Here is a 22,213-nt window from a genome sequence, read left to right on the forward strand (position 1 = left end):
TTGGTCAAGCAGCCTGCGCTGCGCCGACCGCTGCCTGCGCCTCGACAAAGGCAATCAGGTCCTTGATGGTGATCAGCGGAAGCTGGTGTATGTCAGCGAACACCAGCAGTTCAGGAAGGCGCGCCATCGTTCCATCGTCGTTGGCAACCTCGCAAATCACCCCTGAAGCAGACTTGCCGGCGAGGCGCGCGAGATCCACCGCTGCTTCGGTATGGCCTGGCCGGCCGCGCACACCCGCTGGATGTGCCCGCAGCGGAAAGATGTGCCCCGGTCTGGCAAAATCCTCTGGCCGCGAGCCTGAATCCACCAAGGCTCGCACCGTCGCAGCCCGATCATCAGCCGAGATGCCGGTCGTCGTTCCCGAAAGATAATCGACGGACACGGTGAATGCCGTTTTGTGAAACTCGGTGTTACGGGGAACCATCAGCGGGATGTCGAGCGCGTCGAGGCGCTCTCCTTCCATCGCAACGCATATCAGGCCGCGCGCGTGTTTCATCATGAAGGCGATCGTTTCCGACGTCACCGAATCCGAGGCGACAATGATATCGCCTTCGTTCTCCCGGTCTTCATCATCCACGGCCACAATCATGCCACCCCGGGCAAGCACCGCGATTGCGTCTTCAATTTTCGAGATTTTCATTCCATAGCCTTTCAAGGGTTGCCGATATCGGCGTAAAACCGCGACTTCACAGCCGCTATTCATCCCTTGGGCGAACAAGCCCGCGCCGCTCCGGTAAGGAGCGGTTATGCAGACGTTGTCCTCTTTCATCCGGACTATGACCGTCGGCCCCGGCATCGCACCGGGTCTGCTGACCCTCCACTTGAGTGGAAGCGCTCGCGGGCTCCTGGATTTCTCCAGATACCGCCGGTGGGGACTTTCACCCCGCCCTGAGAACACATCTAAATAAAGAGTTCCTGCAAAAGAATGCAAGAGATCTCATGATATTTTACCAGCAGCAGAAACCGCCATCGACCAGGAGGTCCACGCCGGTGACAAAGCTTGCTGCCCCCGAAAGCAGAAAAACAGCGGGACCGACCATCTCGTCCACCGTGGCCATGCGCTGCATCGGGGTCTGCTCCTCGAACAGCTTTGTCTGATGCACCATTTCCGGGCGGGTGTTCATGGGTGTCGCCGTGTAGCCCGGACTAATGGTGTTCACGCGAATCCCGCGGCCGACCCATTCCATTGCCATCGACTTCGACATGTGGATAACGCCGGCCTTCGAGGCGTTGTAGTGGCACTGATTGAGACCCCGATTGACGATCACTCCCGACATCGAAGCAATGTTGACGATCGATCCGCGACCGTTCTTCAACATCGCGCGGGCTTCTGCCTGGCAAGAAAGAAAGACACCCTTCAAATTGATGTCGATCATGGTCTGAAACTGACTTTCCTCCATGTCCTCGGCCGGATTGGCATTGGCGATGCCGGCGGCGTTGAGGGCTAGCGTGAGCGGGCCAAGCTCCGCCTCGGTGCGGGCAACCGCCTCATTCAAGGCGCCACCACTGGTCACATCGGCGGCGATCTGAATGCTGCGACGCCCCGTCCTACTGATGAACTCGGCCGTCCGCGCCAATCCGTCATCCGTGCGGCGGTCGAGGAGCGCAACGTCTGCCCCGCACTGCGCCAGCCCCATGGCGATCCTTTGACCGATGCCACTGCCAGCACCCGTCACAAGTGCGACATTCCCGGAAAGTTCGAATAGTTTGGGTGCGTTGAGCGCGATGTCGGACACGATGAAATTCTCCTGCTTTAGCTGGTCGCTAGTTCCATGATCGAGACATCGTTGGCATCTTCCCGATTCAGGATGCCTGCTTGCTTGCCATGCGACATGACCATGATGCGGCTTGAAACCCCAAGGACCTCTTCCAGATCCGAGCTGACCACGATTACCGCGACACCTTGGCGCGCCAAATCCATGATGAGATCATAGATCGACGAGCGGGCACCGACGTCGATGCCACGCGTCGGCTCATCCAGAACGACGACCTGCGGCTTGCGCGCAAGCCATTTGGCCAGCACCACCTTCTGCTGGTTGCCACCGGAAAGTTCGCCAGCTTTTTGGCGGCCGCGACCCTTCACGCCGAATTTCTTGATATAGTCATCAGCAAATTGATGAAGCCGGCTAGAGGAAATCCAGCCCTTCGGCGCAATATCGCCGAGGTTGGCATAGGCGATATTCTCGGCAATCGAGTGATCGAGCACCACGCCCTGAAGTTTTCGATCCTCCGGCACGAGAACGATGCCATGGCGGATAGAGTCGATGGGCGAACGAGGCGTAACGGCCCTACCATGCAGGAAAACCTCGCCAGCAGAGATGGGATCGGCACCGGTGATGGCGCGCACAAGTTCGGTGCGCCCGGCGCCCATGAGGCCCGCTATGCCGAAGACCTCGCCTTTGCCGACCGAAAAGCTGATATTCCGGAATGCGCCGGTTGGCGAGGTCAGGTTTCTGACCTCCAGCGTCACCTCGTCGGATGGCGCCGGAATTGCCGGGAACATCCGCTCCAGAGAGCGGCCAACCATCGCTTCGACAATTGTACGAACCGGAACCTTGCCGCTGTCGAATTCCTGCACCTTGGCGCCGTCGCGCATGACGACGATCCGGTCGGCAATCTGCCGAATCTCCTCCAGACGGTGCGAAATGTAGATGATGCCCACGCCTTCAGACTTGAGACGTTCGATCTGCTGGAACAGGAGTTGGGTCTCCTCGCCGCCCAATGCAGCAGTCGGCTCGTCCAGGATTAGCAGGCGGGCATTGAGCGTTAGTGCCTTGGCAATTTCGATCAGTTGCTGCTTTCCGGTCGAAAGCCCTTCGACGAGCCGGTCCGGTGAGATATCAAGACCCAGCCGCTTGAGGCCACTGCCTGCACGATCCTCCATGGCCTTTCGATCGATCCTGCCGGACTTCATCGGATAGCGGCCAAGGAAGATATTCTCCGCGATGGATAGCTTCGGGAGCAGTTTCAATTCCTGCTGTATCATGCCGACACCCTCGTCCATCGCGGCGCGTGGATTGGCAGGGGCATAGGCCGCGCCCAGCCAGGTCATTTCGCCGGCGGACGGCTGAACGGCGCCGGAAATGACGTTGGAAAGCGTCGATTTCCCCGCACCGTTTTCGCCGAGCAGCGCCACGACTTCTCCGGGATGGATATCGATATCGACACCATGCACCACCTTGATCGGGCCGTAGGATTTCTCAATTCCACGGAGCGACAGGATGGGAGAGCTGGTCATGACGCTGCTGCCTTTTCGGATGTCAAGTCAAGTTACGGATGGTTCTTCACGAACTCCGGAGCATTCTCGCAGGTCGTCAGCACCGCATTGGGGGTTTGACGCTCCTCGACCTTCTGGCCTGCGGCGACGGCCAGCGCGGCTTCGACGGCGAGAACGCCCATCTTCTGCGTGCTCTGCGTTGCCGTGACGATGAACGGGCCCTTGCACTTGGCGAGATATTCAAGCGCCGAGACGTCGCCGTCATAGCCGCCGATGATGACCTTGTCGGAAAGGTTGGCTACATCGATTGCCTTCGCCGCACCCATCGCAAGACCGTCGGCCTGTCCGAAGATCATCGTGATGTCGGGGTTTGCTTGCAGCATGTTCTGAGCGATCGAGAATCCCTCGTCGGCCGACCACATGTTGCTCCATTGCTGATCGACCAGTTGCACCCCCGGATTCTCGTCGATGGCACGCTTGCAGCCGGCAAAACGATCGACTTCTGGCGTGGTACCCTTTTGGCCATGGATGATCGCCATCTTGCCCTTGCCCCCGGCCTTCTCGATAATGTGCTTGCAGACGGCATAGGCTGACTCGACACTTTCACCGGCGATGAAGGTGTCGCCCGGCGCGTTGTCCGGGACGCGATCGACATTGATCACCGGAATGCCGGCTTCGCGTGCAAGACGCGTCGGAACGGCCGCCGCGGCCGCGCCCGCGGGAATGTAGATGAATGCATCGATGCCCTGGGTCATCAGATCCTGCACCTGGCTGACCTGCGTGGCAGTGTCATTCTTCGCATCGACGACGACGACTTCGATTCCCTTGCTCTTCGCGTATTTTTCAACACCCAGTTTGATCTGGTTGAAAAAGTCCGCCTGAAGATTCGGCACGGCGAGACCGATCTTCTTGACCTCCGCCGCAGATGCGCCGAGGGGAGACATCAGGACCGCGGCGGCGGTGGCCGCCATCAGCAGTTTTGACAATTTCATGGTTACTCCTCCGATTTACCCGGTGGATCTTCCTGCCAAGCAGGACCACCAGCTCCCTTTTGCCGGCCCGCACCATTGCTGACCGTCTCCAGCACCCCGTAGCGCCCGCGCCAACAGGATGAAGATTCCTTACTTTCGCTTGCGATAGGTCTCCGCCGTGACCGCCAGAACGATGACGGCGCCGATGATCACCTGCTGCATGAATGGTGAGACGCTCAACAGATTGAGCCCGTTGCGCAGGACGCCGATAATCAGCACGCCGATAATGGTGCCGCCAATGCCGCCTGTGCCGCCGGAAAGCGAAGTGCCCCCGATCACGACTGCGGCGATGGCATCGAGTTCATAGGAGACGCCGGACGAAGGCTGGACCGAATCCAGCCGGGCCGCCAGGACCATGCCGGACAGTCCCGCCAGGAAGCTACAGACGACGTAGACGAGGACGGTGGCGCGCTGAACATTGATTCCGGCGAGCCGCGCCACTTCGGCGTTTCCGCCTATGGCGTACAAAATTCGGCCACCATGACGGTATCGCTGATAGAGAAGCCCGACGACAAACACCACGAGCATCACCGCGACCGTCAGCGTCAGAAAGCCACCAAACCGAACGATCGCCATCGTGTTAAACCAGGCCGGGAAACCGATGATCTGCTGCCCATCGGTGATCATGTTCGCGACACCGCGCGCGATCGACATCATGGCGAGTGTCGCGATGAATGCAGGCACGTTGAAACGCGTGATGAGCAGGCCCGCTATCAAGCCATTGAGCGAAGCGACGAACAAGGCAAGGAGGATGGCGAGCCCCATCGGCACTCCGGCGACCACGTTCAGGTAGCCGAGCACCATCATTGCCAGCGCCATGACCGAGCCGACTGCGAGATCGATGCCGCCGATCAGAATGACAAGTGTCATGCCGACGGCCATCACGCCAAGCACGGTGATTTGATCCAATATGTTGAGGAAGTTCCTCACCGAGAGAAATTTGTCGGTCGCGAAAGTGAGGAAGAGGCACAGCAGGATGAGACCGATCAATGGGCCTGTGGCCCCTCGCATCGACGGAAGCATCCACCGCCCGACCGCTTCATTCTCCTTCGTTGTCGCAAGCATCGCGCTCTCCTCCCGCCACTCCGCTCCCCATCAGCAGCAGTCAGCATAATTATTCAAGTCCGTGTGTAAATTCGTACATGATCATTCGGCAGAGTGTCAATCTCTTTATGTCGACACAATTGGCGCTATCCGTGCCGTTTCCGCTTGACTTGCCCCGCTCTTCTGCAAATATATGTGCGACTGTATATTTATGCAAAATGAGGATTTCATGCAGCTGAACGATCTCGACCGCATCGCTCGACAGATCCGACTCCGCGATCTTCAGGCGGTCTTCGAAGCTGGCGCCGGCCATATCGGCGGAGAGATGTCCGCGATCGACATTCTCACCGCGCTCTACTTCCGCGTGCTGCGCGTCTGGCCGGATCAGCCGAAGCATCCGGATCGCGATCGTTTCGTGCTCTCGAAAGGTCATGTCGCGCTCGCGCTCTATGTGACGCTGGCCAAGCGCGGATTTCTGCCCGAGGAAGAAATCAGCACATTCCTGAAGCCGTATTCGCGTCTGAACGGACATCCGAACTGCAACAAGGTTCCCGGCGTCGAGACCAATACTGGCCCTCTCGGCCACGGCCTGCCGGTTGCGGTGGGAATGGCCAAGGCCGCGAAGCTCACCGGCGCCAGCTATCGCACTTATGTCATGACTGGCGATGGCGAGATGCAGGAAGGATCAAATTGGGAGGCCATCTCCTGCGCCGCGCAGTTCGGCCTGGACAATCTGACGCTGATCATCGACCACAACCGGCTCCAGCAGGGTGCCACCTTGAGGGATACCAACAATCTCGCCCCCTTCCCGGCCAAACTCGAAGCCTTTGGCTGGGATGTGACCGAGATCAACGGCAACAGCATGGACGAGATCGTTCCAGCGCTGGAAGGGCGTAGCAACCGACCGCGTTGCATCGTCGCACATACCGACAAAGGCTATGGCATCTCGTTCATGCAGGACAAAGTCGAATGGCATCACAAGGTGCCGAATGCCGAGCAATACAAGATCGCGATGAGCGAGCTTTCGGAGGCCCTGTGATGAATGCACTGACATCATCCGCCAAGCTGCATGACTGCCGCGACGCTTTCGTGTCCACGCTGGAACGCCTGAGCGCGGACAATTCCAGGATCGTGGCAGTCTGCAATGACTCGGTCGGCTCGTCGAAGCTGGGAGGGTTCAAGTCCAAATGGCCGGAACGGCTGGTGAATGTGGGTATCGCCGAACAGAATATGGTGGGCGTTGGTGCGGGTCTCGCGAATGGAGGGCTCCTGCCTTTCGTCTGCGGCGCCGCCTGCTTCCTGACCGGCCGATCTCTCGAACAAGTCAAAGCCGACATTGCCTATTCCAACGCCAACGTCAAACTCATTGGCATCTCGTCCGGCATGGCCTATGGCGAGCTCGGTCCAACCCACCATTCCATCGAGGATTTTGCCTGGACGCGAGTCCTTCCGAACCTCCCGGTGATCGCACCCTGCGATTCGATCGAAACGGCTGCAGCCGTGGAATGGGCAGCCAGCTACGAGGGGCCTGTTTTCCTGCGCCTTTCGCGGGTTGGCGTGCCGGACCTACTGCCGGCCGGCCACCACTTCGAATTGGGCAAGGCCAACTTGCTGCGCGATGGCGATGCGATCACCCTGATTGCCAACGGCACACTGACCCATCGCATCTTGAAGGCGGCCGATATTCTGGCTGACAAGGGAATTGCCGCGCGCGTGCTCAACATGGCGACCGTCCGGCCACTCGACATCGACGCAATTGTGGCGGCGGCCCGGCAAACCGGTGCCATACTGACGGCGGAAGAGCACTCCATCTTTGGCGGCCTCGGTTCGGCGATCGCCGAAGTCGTGGTGTCCGAAGCGCCCGTGCCGATGAAGATTCTCGGCGTTCCCGGTATTTTTCCACCCACCGGTTCGGCTGAATTCCTGCTTGACGAGTTTGGCATGTCGCCTGCCGCTATTGCCGAGGCGGCCACTGCACTTATTGCACGGAAGCCCTGATGCGCGTGTTATGCGCAACTGGATGACGTGCCGGGCGCGGCGAAGCCTCCCTTCCGCCGCGCCTACAATTGTCGCCTGCTGGAGGTGCCATGACAACCGCAATTCTCGCCATTGATCAGGGCACGACAAATTCCAAGGCCGTCCTCGTTTCGACGTCGGGAGAGATACTCGCGCGCGGCGCGGCGCCCGTCGGTATCGAACACCCGCAACCCGGCTGGGTGCAACAGAGCCCACTTCGCATCTGGCAATCGGTGCAGGAAGCGATCACAGCCTGCCTGCGCGCTGGATCGGCGGCGGACATACTGGGACTCGCGATCTCCAACCAGCGCGAGTCTGTCGCCGTTTGGGATGCAGCCACGGGCGAACCTCTCGGCCCGGTCGTGAGCTGGCAGTGCCGCCGGACCGCCCCGGACTGCGCGAGCTTGATCGCTGCCGGTCACGCGCCGCGGGTTCAGACACTGACCGGCCTGCCCATCGACCCGATGTTTCCCGGTCCGAAGATGAAGTGGCTTCTGGATCGCGTGCCTACCGGACGGGTGGCGCGGCTCGGCACCATCGACGCCTGGTTGATCCATTGCCTGACCGGTGGGGCGACGCATGCATGCGATGCTTCCAATGCAGCTCGCAGCCAGCTCTACGACCTCACCCGGCAGGTCTGGAGCGACGAGCTTTGCGATCTATTCGGCGTTCCGAAATCCGCCCTGCCCGAAGTGCGCGATAGCGCTGCCCGCTTCGGAGTGACCAGGAACGTGCTCGGACTGCCCGACGGCATTCCAATCTCCTCGGCCATCGGCGACAGCCATGCCGCACTCTTCGGACACGGCGCCTTCCATCCAGGCGACGGCAAGGTGACCTTCGGAACCGGCTCGTCCGTCATGACGACCCTGCCACACTTTATAGCGCCGCAGCAAGGCATCACGACAACGATCGCCTGGTCGATCGATGGCCGGCCGACCTATGCCTTCGAGGGCAACATCCTCGTTTCGGCGGCGGCTCTGCCCTGGATGACGGAGATGCTCGGTCTGTCGGATGTGCAGGCGCTCACCGATCTCGCCGCCGCAGCCGAGCCGGGCGGGCCGGGCTTCGTGCCGGCTTTTGTGGGCCTTGGGGCTCCCTACTGGCAGGCCGATGCGAGGGCTCTGTTTTCCGGCATCACCTTCAATACGACGCGCGCCCAGATGGCTCGTGCCGTGACAGATTCGATGGCATTCCAGGTTCATGACGTCTTCAAGGTGATGTCCGCACAGTCACCGGCACCCCTCGGACGTCTCTACGCCGACGGCGGGCCAAGCAAGAACACTTTCCTGATGCAATGCGTGGCCGACATGCTGAACCACACAATCATCCAATGTGATGCGCCTGAAGCTTCCGCGCTTGGTGCCGCGTATTTGGCAGGCCTTTCGCTGGGCGTTTGGCCCGATCTTGCCGCCATCGCCGCGCTACCGCGCGCCGGCAAGCTGCTGCGCCCTCGAGCTTCAGATGCGGCGGAACGGCTTCTGACTTGGCGGGACGCAATCTACCGCTCGACCCTTCCGAATCCTTCAACTATGAGTGAATAAAAATTCACACTTGGAGGAAACTATGGGACGGCTCAACGAGCTGCGATTGATAGCCAGAGTTGCTCAGATGTATCATGTCGAGAGCAAACGGCAGGCAGAAATTGCCGAGATCATGCATATGTCGCAGGCAACCGTTTCGCGCATGCTGAAACGGGCCGAGCAAGAGGACATCGTCCGCACGACCGTTATTCCGCCTCCTGGGACCTTTGCCGAGCTCGAAACCGCACTGCGTGAGCGCTACAGCTTGACCGAAGCCATTGTCATCGACTGTTCCGAAGACCGGGACGGTGCAATCATGGCTCGCATCGGTGAGGCCGCGGCGCATTTTCTTGAAGTCACCCTTCAACAGGACGAGATCGTAGGCGTTTCCAGTTGGAGCCAGACCATCCTGCGCATGGTGGACAATATCCATCCCTTCAAGAACGCCAAGGCTAAATACATCGTACAGATTCTCGGCGGCATGGGCGATGCGTCGGTGCAGACCCACGCCACGCAACTCACGGCCCGCCTCGCCCGGCTGACCGGTGGCGAACCGCGACTGCTTCTAGTTCAGGGCATCACGTCGTCCCGCGAAGCAAAACTCGTCATGCTGGCTGACCCGGTCGTGCGCGAAACGATGGATCTGTTTGGCCGCCTGAGCCTGGCGATCATCGGTATTGGCGCGGTGGAACCGTCTGAGCTTCTCGCCCGCTCCGGCAACGTCTTCTCCCGCCAGGAGATGGCGATGCTGAACGAGTCTGGCGCAGTGGGCGAGATTTCCTACCGGTTTTACGACAAGGACGGAAAGCCGGTCGAATCGCCGCTCAACGAACGGGTTATCGGCATTTCACTGGAAGACCTTAGGAAGGCCAATCGCGTCATGGCGTTGGCAGGCGGAGAATCAAAAACCCAGGCCATTGCCGGCGCTCTGAAGCTCGGCGTCATCGATGTGCTTGTTACCGACAAGTTCACTGCAGCGAGACTGACGGCCTGACCTCTTTTCCGATTGGTCTTGGTCTGCTGCGCATTGGGGAGGAAAGACCATGAACCGTTTCGCAGGCCAGACAGTCTTTGTCACCGGGGGCAACAAGGGCATCGGCCACGGCATTGCCAAGCGCTTCGCCGAAGAGGGAGCCAAGGTCGCCATAGCCGCAATCGATAGCAACACGGCCGAGGCCGCCGCGGCGCTCGGCAAGGACACCGGTACGCAGGTCATCGGACTTACACTGGATGTGACCGACGCCAAGGCCGTGCGGGAAGCCTACGGCGAGGCCGAGGCTGAGCTGGGAGCCATTTCGGTGTCGGTCCAGAACGCGGGTGTCATTACAATCGCCAAGGTCGAGGACCTGTCGGAACGCGAATGGGATCTTAATCTGGACGTCAACACCAAAGGTGTTTTTCTATGCTGCCAGGAGGCGATCCGCCGCTTCCGCGCCAGCGGCACCAAGGGTAGGTTGATCAACACTGCTTCCGGTCAGGCGCGCCAAGGCTTCATCTACACCCCGCACTATGCTGCCTCGAAATTCGGGGTGGTCGGATTGACGCAAAGTCTTGCCAAGGAACTGGCCCGGGAAGGCATCACTGCCAACGCGATCTGCCCCGGGATCATCCACACGGAGATGTGGGACTACAACGACCGCGTCTGGGGCCAGATGCTCGGCGACTATGGTCCGGGCGAACTCATGGCCGAATGGGTACGAGGCATCCCGATGGGCCGGGCGGGCACGCCCGCCGAAGTTGCCGCCCTCGTCGTGTTCCTGGCGTCGGATGATGCGGCTTACATCACGGGGCAAACGATCAACGTCGACGGCGGATTAATCATGTCTTGAGCTTGGCACCAAACCAAGTTTGCGGTCGTGGCGCCTCCACCTGCGTCTCTCACGATGGGGACGGCCAGAACGCCGCTATTTCGAGATGGACCATGTAATTTTCCCTTCTTGAGGATCACCGGAGAAATTCCCATTCCAGACAATTGAGAAGCGCCTACGCCAGTTTCGCCGACCACATTGTGGCTCGGTGCGGATCGAGGTTTGTGGTGTCACTCCTTGGTCTCATCGGCCATCAAGGTACTCTGGTCACGTTCACCTGAATTGCCCCGGGGGCTTGCCGTACCTCTTTCGGAAGGCCGTCGTGAAGTGGGCGGCATCCGAGAAGCCGGTTTCATAGGCGATCTCGGTCATTGAAAGCGTACCATTCTCCACCAGGAAGCGGGCGTAGCGCAGGCGAGTTTCGACGATGAAGCGTTTGGGCGTCATGCCGATGCTCTCGCGGAAGAGACGCCCGAACTGCCGGGGTGACAGTCCGGCCATCTCGGCCGCGTGCTCGGGGGAGACGCCTTGGCCCTTGCGGCTTTCGATCAGCACGACGGCGCGCTGGATTCGGGAATCTTCGACATGGCGGAAGGTCGAGACGCGTTCGTGATCGAAGGCGCTCAGTCCCTTGTGTTCAGTCAGCGACAACTGGTGGACGGCTTTTGCAGCCCGGTCCGGTCCGCAATGGGTCCGGATCAACTCGGTCATGAGGGATAGGATGGATACGCCGCCGGGCACAGTAATGCGGTCGTTCTCTATCAGGAAGTCGTCACGAGTGGAGAAGGCCTGGCGGGGAAAGGCGAGGCGGAAGTCCTCGGCGTGGAAAGGATGAACGGAGGCCTTGCGTCCGGCGAGCAAACCCTCTTGCGCGAGCACGAACACGCCGGTGCAGATGCCGATCACGGGAACGCCCGCTGATGCTGCGACCCTGAGATAGTCGCGGTGTTTGCTCGGCTCGGCGCGGAGATGCGGCAGCAGGCCGCCGATCACTGCGATATAGTCGAAATCGGTCGGGTTGATGTAGGGTGCGTCCGCCTGAACCCTGATGCCGCAACTCGCGACGGCTGCCTGGCCAGGGGCGCCCATGATCGACCAGCGGCAATGCAGGGGCCTTGAATTGTCGGCGAAGTCAGCGGCGTGCCTCAGCGGCTCGATGATTCCCGTCAGTGACATCATCGGGAATGTCGGCCAAAGCAGGATGCCGATGGACAGATCCGCCTTGCGGTCGCGGGCCGCGAGAAGCCGCTCGGCCCACAGGCCATCGAGCCAGCGGACATAGTCCGGCTCAGTGACTGTCACCGTTTGAGCTGCGTCTTCCATCGTCATGGAGACGGACAATAGGGCGATGATGTCGGATTTTCAAAGAAAATGTCTGATTTATGAAATTCCGCGCCGCCTTTTGGTGCCAAGTTCTCCGTCATCGAACAGACATCCGGGGACCTGAACCCACCGGATTGGGGAACAAAGTCAAATCAAGGAACAGAACAATGGCACTTTCTCTCTTGAGAAGGACGGCGATGCGCGCGCTCGTCGCAGCTGGCTTGACGGCATTTTCGTCGCTCGCCGGCGCTTTCGAGCTCGCCGAACAGGGCAAGCTCACGGTCGCCTTTACCGGGGACATGCCGGGCTCCGGCTGGCAGGACGGAAAGCTGATCGGCTATGACGGCGAGATCATGCAGCGTATCGCCGACGAGCTGGGTCTCAAGGTTCAACCGGCGCTGATGGAATGGTCTGGCACGATCGCCTCCGTCCAGGCGGGCCGTGTCGACGTCATGCTGGGCACGATGGGCTGGACCGAGAAGCGGACCAAGATCATGGCGATGCAGTCGGAGACGCGGCCAGTTATTGCCGCCAGCTGACACGCCATATGGTCGAGTACTATCAGCTTTCGACGCTGTTCGGCCGGCAGGTTTCGGGCTTTGTCGAGAAGGGCGAGCGGCTCAGTGCGCTCAAATTCGATGATCGGAACGAGTTGCCTGTTGATGTCGCCGTCATCGCTGCCGGGCCAAAGGTTCGCATGTTCGCGCCTGATGTGCCGGAGGTTAGATCGATCCGCCCGGTGCGCGGCTATTCGCTCACCACGCCAGGATCCGGCGCAGCGCCGTCGATCAGCCTCACTGACGTCGGCCGCAAACTTGCCTTCGCTTCGATCGGCAACCGGTTCCGGGTCGCAGGTCTCGCAGATATCGACCCGCCGGGTGCAGGCTTCGACCCCACGCGCTTCGAGACCTTGCGATCGAGCGCGGCGGCGGTTCTGCCGGATGTCTTTAGTGGCGCCGACGATCTGATGCGCTGGTCGGGCGAGCGGCCGATGACGCCGTCGTCGCGTCCGATTATCACCCCGTCCCGGCGCCTGCGCGGCGTCTACGTCAATGCTGGCCATGGCATGCTGGGATGGACGCTTGCACTAGGCTCGGCCAGACGGATGGTAGACATGATTGCGGCAGTCGGCAAGTAATGTACGGGCCCGCTTTGGTCTGAGATCAAAGTTCCAGCTATCGCGCTCGTGGACGGCGTATGCGAGCGGGCGCCATCCTGACATGCATCACCCCTTTAGCCTCTTGAGGAATTACTCTGTCGTGGATTTTAGCAACGATGATCGAGCGGAATTCAGATGGATACGACAAGCCTCTTGAATCGCAGTTTCGCTGCGGCTGAAAAGTGCTTCCATGTAGTGCAGGTGTTCGCCGATGGCGACCTCATTTCTTTGCCGCTCGTCGTGCTTTCTCCACTGGTAATGGTAGTGAAAGACCAGCGTGATGATGTCGTAGAAGCTATCGACGAAGCGGTTGGGCGCGGCCCTTGCCACAAGTCGATGGAACTGGCTGTCGAGCTCGGAAAAGTCGTGATAGCGCCGATCAATATCTTTCAGCAGTTCCAGATGTGCGTCCCGCAGTACTTCCAGTTGCGTCCACAATGGGGAAGTTTCAGGCAGTTCGCTAAAGGCTGTCGCCGATCGTAGTTCATACAGTTCACGTATTTCAAACAGTTCCAGCGCGAAGCTGGTCGTGAAGCCCTTGAATATCCAGCCCGCGTTCCTTCGCTTTTCGATCAGGCCAAATCTCTGAAACCGATTCAGAAACTCGCGAATGATCGTCGTGGCGATCCCGAATTTGCGCGCAAGTTCCAACTCGTTGATGAGAGTTCCGGGCCGCGGATCGTCCGTCAATATCCATTGCATGAAGTTCCGCTCCACCTGCGCTGAGATCGGGACGGTCTCTGCTATCGGGTAGCGTTCTGTTCCGTCTTGTGGCGAAGGGAGTTTGATCCGAGGAAGGCCGGCGGAGATTAGCCTCCTCTCCCTGAATGCGTTCAGGACCTTGCGCACGGTCGTACGGCTAATCTCCAGTTGGACGGCCAGTTCGTTTTCCGTCGGCAGATGCTGTCCGGGATCGACCCTGGCCAGCAAATCCAGAGCGTCGTTGAAGGCCTTTTTGTAAGTTGTATCGGTCTTCATGGCGCAAAACCCTCCTGGTATTTTAATACATAAAAAACAACTTGTCTGAGAAAATCAAGGATGCTTCTTATACATATAAAACCGGGAGGCAAAATTGACGTCAGGAGACGACCGTTCGAGTCTGCGGGGGCCGGCAACAGCCGTTGATCAGGGCGCGCATGAAAATTGGAGCGGCGTCAAGATCGGACTCACCCTGCTCGGCTTCGGTCCATTGCTCATATTGCTTCTGCTGATTGTCGTGATCGGCCTGGTGACGCCAAACTTTTTGAAACCCGTCAATCTCGGGAATATCCTCTCCCAGACGGCTGTCATCGCCATCGTGGCGATGGGCCAGCAACTGGTCATCCTGACCCGGGGGATCGATCTTTCCGTAGGGTCGAACCTCGCGCTTTCCACGGTGATCGGCGGACTAGTCTTCCAGCAGGTCGATTCCGCCATCCTGGTAATCCTTGCCATGATAGCAACGGGAGCGCTCATCGGCGCGATCAATGGGTCGGTGTATGTCTACGGGCGTCTCCCGCACCCATTCATCATCACGCTTGCCACGCTTAGCATCTGCCGCGGCCTCGCACTCGAACTTGCGCCGGGCCACACCACGATGCGCGGCATGCCAGATGCTGTCGCCGCGCTCGGCTCGACTTGGACCTTCGGCTTGCCGAGTTCCTTCTATGTCGTGCTCGGAGTCGCGCTTCTGCTTTTCGTGATGGCCAAATTCATGGTGGCAGGGCGCTGGATCTATGCCGTCGGCGGCTCTCCCGACGCAGCCAAGAACATGGGCATTCCGGTCAAGAAGGTTCTCCTTGCCGCCTACATAGTCTCAGGGGCTTGTGCAGGCTTGGGGGCCGTCGTGTTGTCGGGGCGCACCGCGGCCGCATCGCCGCTCTACGGAAATCTGCTTGAGCTGGACACCATCGCAGCCGTGATCATTGGCGGAGCGAGCTTCCTCGGCGGTCGCGGACATCTCGGCCATGCCTTGATCGGCGCGGTGCTGATCGGGGTCATCCGCAACGCCCTCAACCTCCTAGGCGTCGATGTCTTCTGGCAGATGATCGTCATTGGTCTGGTCATCGTGGTCGCGGTGGAGGCGGATGTTCTGCGCAACCATCTCGAGGCCCGCGCCCGTGTCCTCCAGGCAGGACGGACACAATGAACAGCGCAACCACACCGGCCCTCTCCGTCCGTCACGCACACAAACGGTTTGGCGCCATCCATGCACTCAAGGGCGTCAGCCTCGAGGCCTATCGTGGGGAAGTGCTGGCGCTTCTCGGCGACAATGGCGCCGGCAAATCGACGCTAATCAAGTGTATCAGCGGCATTCATTCGCTCGACGAAGGCGAGATTCTGCTCGATGGCGAACGCGCACCGATCCATTCGCCCGCCGCCGCGCGCCACGCTGGCATCGAGACCGTGTACCAGGATCTGGCGCTGTTCGATAACCTGACGCCCGCCCAGAATTTCTACTGCGGCCGGGAAATCGATTTTCCGAGCTGGCTTCCGAAGCCTCTGCGCTTCCTCAATAGCCGGGCGATGAGCCGCGAGGCCGCGACCGTGATCGATCGGTTGAAGGTCAAGCTCCCGCGGTTCGACGCTCCGGTGGCACTGATGTCGGGAGGGCAGCGGCAGGCGATCGCAGTCGCCCGGGCGACTGTTTTTGCGCGAAATCTCGTCATCCTCGATGAACCGACCGCGGCGCTCGGCCTGAGAGAGTCGCGCAAGGTGCTGGATCTCATCGGACAGCTCCGGGCTGAGGGCAATGCAGTCATTCTGATTACCCACAACATGGAGCATGTCGTCGAGCTCGCCGACCGAGCGGTCGTTCTGCGCCAGGGTCGCAAGGTGGGGGAGCTCAAGCCGAGCGAAGCCAACAAGCACGAGCTTGTGGCGATGATCGTCGGCGCGGAGGGCTGAGGGAGGTCGTCGTCATCGTGACGGCGTAGTGAATATCGCCTCGTCGAGGCGATCAAACTGGGAGAGAGAAAATGAAACTGAAACTACTGCTGAGCGCTGTTGCGCTCCTTACCGCGAGTGCCTGGCCGGGTTTGGCTCAGGATAAGATAAAGCTCGGATTTATCACGAAATTTCCAGTGCCGTTCTTTGCAACGATGGAGAATGCGGCAAAGGCCTATGCCGAGGCACATCCGGGAGTCGAGATCACCTACGGGCAGGGAACCTCCGCCACCGATATCGAAGGGCAGATCGCGCTCATCGAATCCATGGTGACAAATGGTGTACAGGGCATTGCGATCACGCCCGTCGACCCGACCGTCGCAACGGCGCTCGACAAGGCCATCGCTGCCGGCGTCAAGATCGTCCTCATGGACAACAACATTCCGGACTGGAATGGCAAGACCGCACTTGCCACCACCGACAACTTCAATGCTGGCAAGATCGCCGGCGAATACCTGAAGACGGTTCTCAAGGATGGCGACACACTAGGAATACTCGAAGGGGTCCCCGGGGTTCCGGCACTTGATGATCGCGTCAATGGCATGCTCGAGGGCCTCAAGGGCGTCAATGTGACGATTGTCGGCAAGGGTGGCACGAACTGCACCGAGGAACTCGGCATCAGCGTCGCGGAAGACCTTCTGACCAAGAATCCCGATCTCAAGGCGATCTATGCTGCCTGTGGTCCGCCGGCCGCCGGTGCGTCGCGTGCTATCAAGAATGCCGGCATATCCCCCGACAAGATCGTGCTGGTCGGCTTCGATTTCTGTTGCGGCGAGGAGGAAGCCCTCAAGGAAGGTATCGAAGATGCCACCGTGGCCCAGTTCCCGACGAAAATGGCGGAGCTCGGTGTCGATGCACTGGTCAAGTCGATCAAAGGCGAAAAGGTCGAGTCGCTGATCGACTCGGGCGCGGCCTTGGTCACGAAAGACAACATGGAGAAATTCAAGTAGCAACCGAGGGAGCCGGCGCTGCCCGGCTCCCTCTCCATCGAATGCGGGCAGGATTTCGCCTGCGGTAGGATATCCGAAGCTATCGTTCGGTCGATGACGATCGGGCCGCTGCAATCATTCCCTCGTTAATCCTGCTGACGCGGAGCAAGCGACATGCGCGCACTTGTAATCGACGACGTCCGCCAATCCGGCTTGCAAGAAATACCAGACCCTGAGCCGGGACCCGGCGAGGTCCTTATCGCCATGCGGCACATCGGCCTTTGCGGCTCTGACCTGGCGACCTTCACCGGGATGAACCCCCTTGTCGAACTGCCACGAATTCCCGGTCATGAAATCGGAGGAGAGATTATCGCCACGGGTCCGGGCGTGCCCGAGGCATTTCAATCCGGGCGACGGGTTACGGTGTTGCCGTATACCTCATGCGGCCAATGCTCGTCGTGCCGCAAAGGCCGGGTGAATGCGTGTCGATACAACAGGACCCTCGGCGTCCAGCAGGACGGTGGTCTGGCCGACATGATTGCTCTGCCAGCCACGAAAGTGATCTTGAACGACACCCTGCCTCCACATCATCTGGCGCTGGTCGAGCCGCTTTCGGTCGGGTTCCACGCCGTGAGGCGAGGGCGGGTCAGCGCTGAAGATCGCGTAGCGGTCATCGGCTGCGGTATGATCGGGATGGGTGTCATTCTGGCCGCCGCCGCTGTCGGCGCCACGATAACCGCCATCGACATAAGCGACCAAAAACTGGAGATCGCCCGCCGGTTTGGTGCCGCTCACACAATCCATTCCAGGCGGGAGGACGTTTCGGCGCGCCTCGACGAGCTGACGGACGGCGACGGCGCAGATGTTGTGCTAGAGGCCGTCGGTTCCCCGGAGACCTTCGTCCAGGCGGTCGAACTGGCATGCTTTTCCGGCCGGGTCGTCTATATCGGCTACAGCAAGGCGCCGGTGTCCTACGACACCAAATATTTCAATCTCAAGGAACTCGACATGTTCGGGTCCCGCAATTCGACGCTGGAAGACTTCCAGGATGTCATCGCGTGCCTGGAGAGACTCGGGGATCGCGCGGATGGCCTTATCTCCAGGACGTTCGCATTCGAAGACGCCGCGCAAGCGCTGCCGTATTGGGCGGAAACGCGCGCCGAAACTCTCAAGATTCTGATCGAGAGACGGGGATAGTTCACGCAAAATGAACTGTCCAAACAGCTCGATGCTTCATTGGTGGCGTCACTGTATCCGGAGCCAACGCTGAGATCGGAGGTTTCTCCCCCTTAATGTCGCCGGCATGCTTGCTTGACCGCCTTTGCCAACTCATGCGGGCATGCCAGCTACCGGGCAACAATGGGTCCGGGTTCTCCTGTCCCCAGTTGCGAACTTGGCAAAGATTGCAGCTGTCCAACAGCATCACCACCCGTTTTGTCCGCCAACTGGGCCAAATACATCATTAATTATAAAGATGATCATCACTCACACTCCAGCCTCCTTTAACTCGCTCTTCATTGTCTTGTTGCGTAATGGACTGATTGTCCGACAATATCTCGGTAAGCGAGTACCACCATGCGACATATGACTGCTCTGTTTCGCGACAAATCCGGCAACTTCGGAATGTTGGCGGCGCTGGCTGCGATCGGCCTCACACTCGGCATCGGCATGTCGATCGACTACAGCCGCGCGGTGGCCGACCGTGACCACCTGCAACAGGCGCTCGATGCCGGCCTTCTCGCTGCCATGAATAAGTCGACACTCACCGAGCAGCGTGAGGTGATCGAGAATGTCCTAATCGCCAATCTCGAAGGCAGCGACCTCATCAGCGCGGACTTCGATTTCGACGCCAACCTCTCTGTCGTCAAGAACGGCGATGGCAGCGTCACCGCGACGCTCGGAGACAGTGTCGAAACCAGCTTCATGCGCATCGCCGGACGACAGTCTGTCACCATCCGCGTGAAGTCGACAGCGATTGCCGAAGGCTCGACCTCGACAGGTACCTGTCTCTGGGCGCTTGGCAGTTCCGGCCAGGACGTGCTGGTCAATTCCGGCGCCAATATCCAGTCCACCCAATGCCGCATGGATGTCGCCTCGACCGCCAATCCTGCCTTCATCATGAATAGCGGATCGACGCTGAAGTTCACGAAATTCTGCGTCAAGGGTACCAATTACATTAAGAACGGCGGCACGCTCGCCAATCTCGAAACCGGTTGCGCCACCCAGTCCGACCCTTATGCCGGCACGCTACCCGAGCCCACCTTACCCTCGACCTGCACAACATCGGGATATCCCAACGGCACGACCTTCTCGCTTGCTCCCGGTATGCATTGCGACGTGGGCTTCAACGGCTCGCCGACGATCACGTTCCAGCCAGGGCTGCATATCATCAAGGGTCGGATGATCATCAATTCGGGCGCGACCGTCATCGCCAATGGCGTCACCTTCTATTTTCCGGACACCAATAGCGAAATCCGCGCCAATGGCTCGCTCACCTTCACCGGCAAGGCGCCAACCTCGGGCACTTACAAGGGCATACTGATGTTCGAGAAGACGTCTGATGCCGCCAACAATTCCAACAAGACGCAGTACATCTTCAACGGCTCGAACGGCGAAACGCTGGAAGGCATCATCTACCTGCCCAACCGCAACGTCACCTACAACTCGACCACCAATGTGACGGCCAATATCTCCATGGTCGTCAATCAGATCATCTTCAACTCCGCCAACTGGCGCATCGAGCCTTACGACGGCGGCGGATCGAGCGCCGGCAAGATGGTGCGGCTGGTGGAGTGACCAGGAACAGCCTGTCAGCCAATCGATCGACGGAAATCGGCCTTGCTTAGTCAGGATGTCCGGAATTGGCGTCGCTCTCACCGACACGGAGTTCCAGGGTCTGACGAGTTTGCACGACACCGTGCGGAAAGCGCTTCTGGAAACGTGGGATCTGGGCCAGCATCGCTCGTCCAACAGAGATGCCAAGATCGGTCAGGGACAGACTGAAGCAAGTGAGCGAAGGAGACAGGAACCGCGTCGTTGGCTCATCGCGGAAGCCGACGATGGCGACGTCTCGCCCAGGTGTCAGCCCGCGTTCCCGAAGGCGACGATACATGCCGATCGCCGTGACTTCATAGATTAGGAAGATTGCTGTCGGCGGGTCGGAGAGCGTGAGCATCTTGTCAACGACGTCATAGCCCGCGCCCTCGTTCCGCCTGGTTATGAAAACAAGGTCCGGATCAAAGGGCAAAGAATGTCGCGCCAGAACATTCTTATAGGCCTCCAGAAAGACATGCTTGAAGTTCACGTCACCGTGCGGCAGCGTTGTGGCGATGCGATGATGTCCCTTGTCGATCAGCCTCGACAGAGCGACTTCCGCCGCACCCTCGAAGTCAAGGTCGATCCAGGCGTGGCGGATCGGCAAAGAACTGCGTCCAAGCGTCACAAAGGGAATTCCGTTCTTCTGCAGCAATTCAATGCGGGGATCGTGATATTGTACCGCCGCAAGGATCATCGCGTCGACGACACCACGTTGCACAAAACGTTCGAGATAGGCGTAGCGATCCTTTGCTGATGGGCACGGCAACACGAGGAGATCCAGGCCCTGTTCGTCGATGACGCTTTGTACGCCATCGAACACGCCCATAAAAAAGTAGTCGCTGCTTGCCGCGGTCTCCTGATCCAAATCGATCATGAAGCCCACGGACCGCGTCTCTCCTTGCGCGAGCGCGCGCGCAGCCTGGTTTGGCGCGTATCCCATTTGTTTTGCGGCTTCGAGCACGCGATTTTTCGTTTCGGGGCTGACATCGGGCTTGCCGTTCAGCGCACGAGATACGGTGCCCGTTGATATACCCAGCTCCTTCGCCAGTCGGGCAATGCCACGCATGCAATCCTCTCCTGTGTTCGGCAGCACTTGACATGAATAAACCATCAAGGCTAGCATCGTAAGCGCTTACGGAGGCATTTTTTGCAGAATGAACGATAGTCTGCGCATTTTCGATCGCCTTTCTTCGAGGTTTTCGTAAGCGCTTACGGACGTGCATCGCGGAGAGAGGAATCGCCTGGCTTCGGCGTCTGTTCGAGACGGGAGGGGAGATGCACATGTGAAGGACGCGTAACGACCGCTGGGAGGCGCGTCGCGGAGGTGAGTATCAGAGAGTAGGCGCGACCGGCATGTGGGCATGTCCGGCTCCGGGCCATTTTACGCAAAGTTTGGGAGGACTGGAAATGCGTTACAAAATTCTAGGGAAGCTAGTGTCGGTCGTTGCCATGGCGGCGGCAAGCGTGGTGGCTGTGCATTCCACTGCAAGTGCCGAAGCGCTGCGCGACAAGTGGTGCAGCGGCGTGAAGATCCGCTTTTTTGTCGGTGGTGCGGAGGGCGACGCGTTTGCGTCGATCGTCTATAACGGTGCCGTCCAGGCGGCGGCCGATACGGGCGCCGATGTCGACTACATCTTCTCCGGCTGGAGCTCGGAGAAAATGGTGCAGCAGCTGCGTGAAGCCGTCGCCGCCGCTCCAAAGGGCATCGCCATGATGGGCCATCCCGGGAATGCGGCGATCCTGCCGCTTGCGGAGGAGGCCAACAAGGCTGGAATCAAGATGATGTACCAGAACGTGCCCGTCGATGAAGCGGTCGCCAAGTTCGGCGGCGGCTATGTCGGAGCCCAGCAAAACCCGCAGGGTCGCGCCCTTGGTGAAGAGGCGGTACGCCGCTTTGGTCTCAAGGCCGGTGACGTCGCGATTGTCCTCAGCGACTGGTCTCAGGAAGAGCGATCGCAGCGCGAACTGGGCACGATCCAGGCTTTCGAGGCGCATGGCCTGAAGGTCGTCAAGCTCCAGGCGCCGCAGGAGCTGGGAACCGATCCGAATTCGGGCATCCCTGTCATCACAGCGGCGATCACCGCCAATCCTGACGTCAAGCTGATTGCCTATCCCGGCGGCCAGCCGCTCGGCAATGCGCAGACCTATATGGAAGCCGCTGGCAAGAAGCCCGGTGACATCATCAACATCGGGTTCGATACCAGCCCTCAGATTGTCGAAGCCTTCAAGGGCGGCTGGGTCCATCTGACCTCGGACCAGCAGCCTTTCCTGCAGGGCTACATGCCTGTGCTGAGCCTGTGCCAGCAGGTCGTCTACGGCCTTGGTGCGATCAATGTCGATACAGGTGCCGGCTTCGTGACGCCGGACAACTATGAGGCGGTCGCGACGCTGGCGAACGAGGGCTTGCGTTAAGCCTTCTCCCCG

The 22,213-nt window shown here is 59.7% G+C and carries 19 protein-coding genes, 2 pseudogenes and 1 riboswitch; of the genes and pseudogenes, 13 read left to right on the plus strand and 8 right to left on the minus strand.

The features are described 5' to 3' along the window. Positions 1-4: 4 nt before the first annotated feature. From ribB to AC2YI2_RS17090, 5 genes are all read right to left on the minus strand, one after another. Entirely contained in the window at positions 5-640 is a 636-nt protein-coding gene (gene ribB / locus AC2YI2_RS17070; RefSeq protein WP_487387855.1) for a 3,4-dihydroxy-2-butanone-4-phosphate synthase, read from the minus strand. 113 nt (positions 641-753) lie between these two features. Beyond that, positions 754-900, minus strand: a riboswitch (FMN riboswitch). Positions 901-947: 47 nt separating this feature from the next. After that, the gene (locus tag AC2YI2_RS17075; RefSeq protein ID WP_487387691.1) at positions 948-1,736 is read right to left on the minus strand and encodes an SDR family oxidoreductase; all 789 of its coding nucleotides are present in this window, start codon (positions 1,734-1,736) and stop codon (positions 948-950) included. Between the two features lie 17 nt (positions 1,737-1,753). Then, entirely contained in the window at positions 1,754-3,238 is a 1,485-nt protein-coding gene (locus tag AC2YI2_RS17080; protein ID WP_487387692.1) for a sugar ABC transporter ATP-binding protein, read from the minus strand. Between the two features lie 32 nt (positions 3,239-3,270). Then, positions 3,271-4,209: a substrate-binding domain-containing protein gene (locus tag AC2YI2_RS17085; RefSeq protein ID WP_487387693.1), complete on the minus strand. Its 939-nt coding sequence runs from the start codon at positions 4,207-4,209 to the stop codon at positions 3,271-3,273. A gap of 129 nt (positions 4,210-4,338) precedes the next feature. Next, positions 4,339-5,313, minus strand: coding sequence for an ABC transporter permease (locus AC2YI2_RS17090; protein WP_487387694.1), 975 nt, complete (start codon positions 5,311-5,313; stop codon positions 4,339-4,341). A 208-nt stretch (positions 5,314-5,521) separates the two neighbouring features. Between AC2YI2_RS17090 and AC2YI2_RS17095 the strand changes: the two genes are divergently transcribed. From AC2YI2_RS17095 to AC2YI2_RS17115, 5 genes are all read left to right on the plus strand, one after another. Next, positions 5,522-6,331 (plus strand): transketolase, encoded by an 810-nt coding sequence (locus AC2YI2_RS17095; RefSeq protein ID WP_487387695.1) that lies wholly within the window; start codon positions 5,522-5,524, stop codon positions 6,329-6,331. Continuing rightward, complete coding sequence (locus AC2YI2_RS17100; protein ID WP_487387696.1) at positions 6,331-7,290, plus strand: transketolase family protein; 960 nt, start codon at positions 6,331-6,333, stop codon at positions 7,288-7,290. The genes AC2YI2_RS17095 and AC2YI2_RS17100 overlap by 1 nt, the downstream gene beginning before the upstream one ends. Before the next feature lie 89 nt (positions 7,291-7,379). Continuing rightward, a complete protein-coding gene (locus tag AC2YI2_RS17105) occupies positions 7,380-8,849 on the plus strand; it encodes an FGGY family carbohydrate kinase (RefSeq protein WP_487387697.1) in 1,470 nt (489 codons plus the stop codon). Positions 8,850-8,871: 22 nt separating this feature from the next. Further along, on the plus strand, positions 8,872-9,822 hold the full coding sequence (locus tag AC2YI2_RS17110) for a sugar-binding transcriptional regulator (protein WP_487387698.1): 951 nt from the start codon (positions 8,872-8,874) through the stop codon (positions 9,820-9,822). Positions 9,823-9,871: 49 nt separating this feature from the next. Continuing rightward, the gene (locus AC2YI2_RS17115) at positions 9,872-10,657 is read left to right on the plus strand and encodes an SDR family oxidoreductase (protein ID WP_487387699.1); all 786 of its coding nucleotides are present in this window, start codon (positions 9,872-9,874) and stop codon (positions 10,655-10,657) included. A 252-nt stretch (positions 10,658-10,909) separates the two neighbouring features. Here AC2YI2_RS17115 and AC2YI2_RS17120 read toward each other — a convergent pair whose 3' ends face one another. Beyond that, positions 10,910-11,938, minus strand: coding sequence for a GlxA family transcriptional regulator (locus tag AC2YI2_RS17120; RefSeq protein WP_487387700.1), 1,029 nt, complete (start codon positions 11,936-11,938; stop codon positions 10,910-10,912). 188 nt (positions 11,939-12,126) lie between these two features. On the opposite strand from AC2YI2_RS17120, the pseudogene AC2YI2_RS17125 reads away from it, so the two are divergent. Next, positions 12,127-12,462 (plus strand): annotated as a pseudogene (locus tag AC2YI2_RS17125) (transporter substrate-binding domain-containing protein); the annotation flags it as partial. Further along, positions 12,456-13,097 (plus strand): annotated as a pseudogene (locus AC2YI2_RS17130) (FAD-dependent oxidoreductase); the annotation flags it as partial. The pseudogenes AC2YI2_RS17125 and AC2YI2_RS17130, both read left to right, overlap by 7 nt. A gap of 111 nt (positions 13,098-13,208) precedes the next feature. Here AC2YI2_RS17130 and AC2YI2_RS17135 read toward each other — a convergent pair. Continuing rightward, positions 13,209-14,096: a GntR family transcriptional regulator gene (locus AC2YI2_RS17135; protein ID WP_487387701.1), complete on the minus strand. Its 888-nt coding sequence runs from the start codon at positions 14,094-14,096 to the stop codon at positions 13,209-13,211. Between the two features lie 226 nt (positions 14,097-14,322). On the opposite strand from AC2YI2_RS17135, the gene AC2YI2_RS17140 reads away from it, so the two are divergent. The 5 genes from AC2YI2_RS17140 to AC2YI2_RS17160 all read left to right on the plus strand — a co-directional run bounded on the left by AC2YI2_RS17140 (position 14,323) and on the right by AC2YI2_RS17160 (position 19,768). Further along, entirely contained in the window at positions 14,323-15,246 is a 924-nt protein-coding gene (locus AC2YI2_RS17140) for an ABC transporter permease (RefSeq protein ID WP_487387856.1), read from the plus strand. Then, entirely contained in the window at positions 15,243-16,004 is a 762-nt protein-coding gene (locus AC2YI2_RS17145; protein WP_487387702.1) for an ATP-binding cassette domain-containing protein, read from the plus strand. The genes AC2YI2_RS17140 and AC2YI2_RS17145 overlap by 4 nt, the downstream gene beginning before the upstream one ends. Before the next feature lie 71 nt (positions 16,005-16,075). Beyond that, entirely contained in the window at positions 16,076-16,993 is a 918-nt protein-coding gene (locus AC2YI2_RS17150; protein WP_487387703.1) for a sugar ABC transporter substrate-binding protein, read from the plus strand. A gap of 153 nt (positions 16,994-17,146) precedes the next feature. Then, complete coding sequence (locus AC2YI2_RS17155) at positions 17,147-18,169, plus strand: zinc-binding alcohol dehydrogenase family protein (RefSeq protein ID WP_487387704.1); 1,023 nt, start codon at positions 17,147-17,149, stop codon at positions 18,167-18,169. 378 nt (positions 18,170-18,547) lie between these two features. Then, a complete protein-coding gene (locus AC2YI2_RS17160; protein WP_487387705.1) occupies positions 18,548-19,768 on the plus strand; it encodes a TadE/TadG family type IV pilus assembly protein in 1,221 nt (406 codons plus the stop codon). Positions 19,769-19,814: 46 nt separating this feature from the next. Here AC2YI2_RS17160 and AC2YI2_RS17165 read toward each other — a convergent pair whose 3' ends face one another. Continuing rightward, positions 19,815-20,855: a LacI family DNA-binding transcriptional regulator gene (locus tag AC2YI2_RS17165; protein ID WP_487387706.1), complete on the minus strand. Its 1,041-nt coding sequence runs from the start codon at positions 20,853-20,855 to the stop codon at positions 19,815-19,817. Positions 20,856-21,196: 341 nt separating this feature from the next. Here AC2YI2_RS17165 and AC2YI2_RS17170 point away from each other — a divergent pair, with 341 nt between their 5' ends. Further along, positions 21,197-22,201, plus strand: coding sequence for a substrate-binding domain-containing protein (locus AC2YI2_RS17170; RefSeq protein WP_487387707.1), 1,005 nt, complete (start codon positions 21,197-21,199; stop codon positions 22,199-22,201). The last annotated feature ends 12 nt before the right edge of the window (positions 22,202-22,213 follow it).

The organism is Rhizobium sp. SRI_017, assembly GCF_057586295.1.